Origin of the sequence: Rhizorhabdus sp., from assembly GCF_018006725.1 — a bacterium.
Taxonomy (GTDB): domain Bacteria; phylum Pseudomonadota; class Alphaproteobacteria; order Sphingomonadales; family Sphingomonadaceae; genus Rhizorhabdus.
In genome coordinates, this window is the sequence record NZ_JAGMXV010000309.1 from 1 (window position 1) to 4,787 (window position 4,787).

Consider the following 4,787-nt stretch of genomic DNA (forward strand, 5'->3'; position numbering starts at 1 on the left):
GGCTTGATCCACCCGACTTCGGCCGTTTGCGCGACGACAGACACCGCTCGGGGCGAAAAACGCTTGCCCAGCGAGCAAAATCAGGCGATCTTGAAGTCAAGCGGCAGGCCACTTGGGGAATGTCGGTTCCTACGACTACATGAGAGCGAAATGACGTCCAATCTCGAAGCCGATTTCGTCATCATCGGTTCCGGCTCGGCCGGATCGGCCATGGCCTACCGTCTGTCCGAGGACGGCAAGCACTCGGTCATCGTCATCGAGTTCGGCGGCACCGACGCCGGACCGCTGATCCAGATGCCGTCGGCACTGTCGATCCCCATGAACATGGCGCATTACGACTGGGGTTTTTCGACCGAGCCGGAACCGCATCTCGGCGGACGCCGGCTGGTGACGCCACGCGGCAAGGTGATCGGCGGCTCGTCGTCCATCAACGCCATGGTCTATGTGCGCGGCCACGCGCATGATTTCGACCACTGGGCCGAACAGGGCGCGGCCGGCTGGAGCTATGCCGACGTGCTGCCCTATTTCAAGCGCATGGAAGATTCCGACGGCGGCGAGGAAGGCTGGCGCGGCAGCAGCGGCCCGCTGCACGTGCAGCGCGGCTTCCGCCGCAACCCGCTCTATCAGGCTTTTATGGAAGCCGGGGCGCAGGCAGGCTTCGAATTGACCGACGACTACAACGGCTCGAAGCAGGAAGGCTTTGGGCCGATGGAGCAGACCATCTTTCGCGGACGGCGCTGGTCGGCCGCCAACGCCTATCTCAGGCCGGCGCTGAAACGGCAAAACGTGCGCCTCGTCAAAGGCTTCGCCCGGCGTGTGGTGATCGAGAATCAACGCGCCATCGGGGTCGAGATCGAGGCTCACAAGCAGATTCAAGTCGTCAAGGCGCGCCGCGAGGTGATCGTCGCCGCCTCCTCGATTAACTCGCCGAAGATCCTGATGCTGTCCGGCATCGGCCCCGGCGCCCACCTGAAGGCAAACGGCATCGAGGTGGTCGCCGACCGGCCCGGCGTCGGGCAGAACCTTCAGGACCATCTTGAACTCTACATCCAACAGGAATCGACGAAGCCGATTACGCTGAACTCGGTTCTCAATCCCTTCTCCAAGGCGCTGATCGGCGCACAATGGCTGTTCTTCAAGTCGGGGCTCGGCGCCACCAACCATTTCGAGGCCGCCGCCTTCGTGCGCTCCGCCGCCGGCGTCGACTATCCGGATATCCAGTATCACTTCATCCCCGCCGCCGTGCGCTACGACGGCAAGTCGGCAGCCAAGGCGCACGGCTTCCAGGCGCATGTCGGGCCGATGCGCTCGAAGTCGCGCGGGGCGGTAACGCTGCGCTCACCCGACCCGAAGACGAAGCCGAAAATCCAGTTCAACTACATGTCGCAGCCCGACGACTGGCGGGATTTCCGCCATTGCATCCGGCTCACCCGCGAGATCTTTTCGCAAGCCGCGTTCGATCCTTTCCGGGGTGAGGAAATCTCACCCGGCAAGGCGGTGCAGAGCAACGAGGAACTGGACAATTTCATCCGCAACCATGTGGAGAGCGCCTTCCATCCGTGCGGCACCTGCCGCATGGGCCGCGCCGACGATATCGGCAGCGTGGTCGATCCCGAATGCCGGGTCATCGGCGTCGAGGGCCTGCGCGTAGCCGATTCCTCGATCTTCCCGCGCGTCACCAACGGCAACCTCAACGGGCCGTCGATCATGACCGGCGAGAAGGCGTCCGACCATATCCTCGGCCGCACGCCGCTTTCCCCCTCCAATCAGGAGCCGTGGATCAATCCGCGCTGGCAAACCAGCGACCGATGAGCCATTACGTGTCCGACCGCCTTGCAGCAGGAACAGCGTCATGAAAGCCCAGCCCACCGCCTCGCACTACATCAACGGCCGCTTCGTCGAGGACGATCAGGGCGCACCGCTGCCGGTCGTCTATCCGGCGACGGGCGAGACCATCGCGACGTTGCATTCGGCGACGCCGAACATCGTCGAACTGGCGGTCGAGGCGGCGCGCGCAGCGCAAGGAGCCTGGGCGCGCATGAAGCCGGTGGAACGCGGCCGCGTCCTGCGCCGCGCCGCCGACATCCTGCGCGAGCGCAACGCCGACCTCGCCCGGCTGGAAACGCTGGACACAGGCAAGGCACTCCAGGAAACGCTGGTGGCGGACGCGCCGTCTGCCGCCGACTGCCTCGAATTCTTCGGCGGCGCGATCGCGGCCTATAACGGCGAGGCCGTCGATCTCGGCGGCCCGTTCGCCTATACGCGGCGCGAGCCGCTTGGCGTGTGCGTCGGCATCGGGGCGTGGAACTACCCGATCCAGATCGCCGGCTGGAAATCGGCGCCGGCGCTCGCCATGGGCAACGCCATGGTGTTCAAGCCCTCCGAGAACACACCGCTTTCGGCGCTGGCGCTTGCCGAAATCTACACCGAGGCGGGGCTGCCGGACGGGCTGTTCAACGTCGTTCAGGGTTACGGCGACGTGGGCGCGGCCTTGGTCGAACATGAAGCTGTCGCCAAGGTTTCCGTCACCGGCTCGGTGCCGACCGGGCGGCGGGTGCTGTCGCTCGCCGGCTCGAAGATGAAGCACGCCACCATGGAGCTCGGCGGCAAGTCGCCGCTGATCGTCTTCGACGACGCCGACCTCGAAAACGCCATCGGCGGCGCAATGCTCGGCAATTTCTATTCGACCGGGCAGGTGTGCTCGAACGGAACCCGCGTCTTCGTCCACGAGGCGATTCACGACCGCTTTGTCGAACGGCTGGTGGAACGCACGAAGAAAATCCGCATCGGCGACCCGCTCGATCCTGAAACGCAGATGGGACCGCTGGTCAACAAGGCGCAGCACGACAAGGTGCTTTCCTATATCGGCGTCGGCAGGCAAGAAGGCGCGACGCTTGCCTGCGGCGGCAACGTGCCATCGCTGCAAGGCTTCAGCGGCGGCTTCTTCGTTGAGCCGACCGTCTTCACCGATGTCACCGACACCATGCGCATAGCGCGCGAGGAGATTTTCGGGCCAGTGATGAGCGTGCTGAAGTTCAGCGACGAGGACGAGGTGGTGGAGCGCGCCAACGCGACCGAGTTCGGACTGGCGGCGGGCGTGTTCACGCGCGACCTCGCCCGCGCGCATCGCGTCATCGGCGAGTTGCAGGCCGGAACCTGCTGGATCAACGCCTATAACCTGACGCCGGTCGAAATCCCCTTCGGCGGCGTCAAGCAGTCGGGCATCGGCCGCGAGAACTCGCTGGCAGCCCTTTCGCTCTATTCGCAGATCAAGGCGGTCTATGTAGAAACCGGAGACGTCGCCAGCCCTTACTGAGGGTCGGAGCTATCGCCTGCGGAATCCCCAGTCCGCTACGAGAGCGTTTCAGCGGCCGGCGGTGCAGTCGAGATACTGCGTCAGCGCGCAGACCAGATGGTAGAAGATCGAGGCGGGCACCTCCGTTGCCCGGGAGCGGCCGCGCTCGTCGATGCGATCGACCCACAGGCCGACAGGCGCCGGGTCGATATGCCAGCGGAACAGCCGGCCGACGCGCTCCTCGATCTCGGGCTTCATGTCCGGCCCGCCGGTGCGATCGAGCGCGATGGCCGCTTTGACCGCTTCCGTTTGCGGCCAGCTTCGCGACACGCCGTCCAGCGGCAGGCCAGTCCGCGACACCGCCCCGTAGGCGAGACCGGTGGCACGGTTCAGCCCGTTGGCGATCGCCGAGGCATAGAGCTTGCGGGCAAAGGCATCAAGGTCCTGCTGCCCGCTGCGGGCGGCGAAATCAACCAGCAGCGAGGCCCATTCGAAATGATGGCCCGGCTCCGTCCACGTCCCCCTTTCGCCCGCTGCCGGCCGCCAGTTGTCGTCGAAATATTCGCCGAGCGTCCAGCTTTCGGCGTCGAAGAAATGGCTGCGGAACAGATCGACGACGCGTGCCGCCCGGCGCAGATAGGTGCGGTCGCCGGTTGCATCGTACCAGGCCATGAACGCTTCCAGCAGATGCATATGCGGGTTGGAACGCCGCTCGCTTTCCCCATCCAGGGTTTCGAGGAAGCCGGTCATGCGGCTGTCTTCCAGATGCGCGTCGAGGAAGGCGAACGTCTGCTCGCCCAGAGCCAGCGCGTCAGGGTTGCCGCCCATATGCGCATGCGCCAGCGCCAAGAGCACGCAGGAATGGTCGTAGGCGTCTTCCGCCGGATCGGCGACGCTGCCGTCGACGTTCAGGGTACGCACCCAGCCGCCACGGTCCGTACGGCCCTTGCTGGCCATGAAGGCGATGCCATGGGCGATCAGGCTTTCGGCCGGCCCATTCCAGCCCCGCGCCTTGGCGACGGCAAAGGCATAGACCTGCCGCGCCATGGTGCGCATGCGCTTGGGCTTCATAAGGGGGTTGGCGTCGAAATCCAGCGCCTCGTAGAAGCCGCCGTGGCGCTCGTCCACGCCACGCGTCGACCACAACGGCAACGTCTCCTCGAACAGCCAATGCTGCACGCGATGCCGCCATGCACCGCTTTCGACGACGCGATCCTGTGCCGGCGTGAACCGGGTCTCCAGCCGGCCGCTCTTTTCAAGCTGTTCGACGATCTTCTTGACGTTCTGGCTGTGGCTGACCGGCGCGACGAACGTCGCATCCGAGGTGGAGACGATGGCGACGTCCTTCAGGCCGATCGCCGAAAGCAGGCGCCCTTCGCTGCGAATGTAGGAGTTCTCGCAATCGATGGCGACGACATCGCCGCGGATGACGTTGCCGTTCTCGTCGGCGGCGCCGATATCCAGCAGCGACTGCCAGGAGCCGAGGTCGTTC

3 protein-coding genes are annotated in these 4,787 nt (G+C 65.2%); 2 read left to right on the forward strand and 1 reads right to left on the reverse strand.

From position 1 onward, the window contains the following. Positions 1–150: 150 nt before the first annotated feature. Together betA and betB are read left to right on the forward strand one after the other, a co-directional pair. Entirely contained in the window at positions 151–1,812 is a 1,662-nt protein-coding gene (betA, locus tag KAY22_RS24720; protein WP_296625786.1) for a choline dehydrogenase, read from the forward strand. A 40-nt stretch (positions 1,813–1,852) separates the two neighbouring features. Then, positions 1,853–3,316, forward strand: a complete 1,464-nt coding sequence (gene betB, locus KAY22_RS24725; RefSeq protein WP_296625787.1) for a betaine-aldehyde dehydrogenase — start codon at positions 1,853–1,855, stop codon at positions 3,314–3,316. 48 nt (positions 3,317–3,364) lie between these two features. Here the strand turns inward: betB and KAY22_RS24730 are convergent. Beyond that, a partial coding sequence (locus KAY22_RS24730; protein ID WP_296625788.1) for an AGE family epimerase/isomerase occupies positions 3,365–4,787 on the reverse strand: 1,423 nt, incomplete at its 5' end.

What these genes read in the sequence shown, in the direction of transcription:
- betB (WP_296625787.1), top strand. Translation starts at nt 1,853, where the DNA reads ATGAAAGCCCAGCCCACCGCCTCGCACTACATCAACGGCCGCTTCGTC.
- betA (WP_296625786.1), top strand. Translation starts at nt 151, where the DNA reads ATGACGTCCAATCTCGAAGCCGATTTCGTCATCATCGGTTCCGGCTCG.